At 73.8% G+C, this 840-nt stretch carries 1 pseudogene; it reads right to left on the bottom strand.

Features of this window, described 5'->3' with window-relative positions:
• Positions 1-840: pseudogene (locus G3O06_RS48490) on the bottom strand (hypothetical protein); the annotation flags it as partial.

The raw sequence follows: 840 nt of genomic DNA, 5'->3' as shown, positions 1-840 counted from the left end.
CAGTGGCCGACGACGCCGATCACATGCTGGTCGACGAGCTGCTGCGCGACCGCGACGGCCGTGCGCATCGAGGCCGCCGTCGGCAAGCGGCACGCCGTGCGCCGCACGCCGCCACGCCAGGCCGAGCGTGTCGGCCAGGAGCGCCGCGTGACCGAGCCCGAGCGCGCACGCGGCCGTACCGACCCGGTAGGCGGCGCCGGACGCATGCCATGCCGCACTCGCGTCGGCTGCGGCCGGATCGACAGCGAGGTCGGCCATCGACGCATCGGCCGTCTGCAGGAAATCCTCATAGGCATGCGCATTGACCGTCACGACCCCGAGCGCGCGGGTCGGCGCAACGGCAACCGCGTCGTGCTCGGCGCGGGCGGCATCGGCCTCCCACAGCGCTTCGGACGCGGGCGTGCCGGCGACGTGCCAGTCGACCGTCAGCCCGTAGTCGTGCAGCACGTCGACGAGCGCGACATCCTCGGCCGCGGCACCGAACAGCGCGAAATCGCGCCACAGCAGCGCCACCGTCTCACGCACGAGTTCGGGCGGCGCACTGCGCCGGCCTTGTGCGTGTTCGCCAAGCAGCAGGTTCGTGCGCGCGAGAAAGCGCTTCAGCTCGGGCGCGCCGCTGGCGCGCAGCGCGCGCACGCACGCGGCCGCGAGCCGCCAGAAATCGTATGGATCGTCGCCGGCGAGCGCGGCCAGCATCGCGTCGAGTTCGTCGAGTGCCGCGTCGGGTGCGCCGTGTTCCGCGCGCAGCACGCCAAGCAGCGCCTGTTCGTAGCGGGCACGAATCCGGGTCGCGACCGCATCCGGCAGCGCGCGCAGCGTGGCTGGCGGCACCGCGCGGCA

Origin of the sequence: Burkholderia sp. Ac-20345 (assembly GCF_017104825.1) — a bacterium.
GTDB classification, from domain to species: Bacteria; Pseudomonadota; Gammaproteobacteria; order Burkholderiales; family Burkholderiaceae; genus Burkholderia; species Burkholderia lata_B.
Note: the sequence above shows the minus strand (reverse complement) of the source record. Positions and strands in the feature narration are given on the sequence as shown.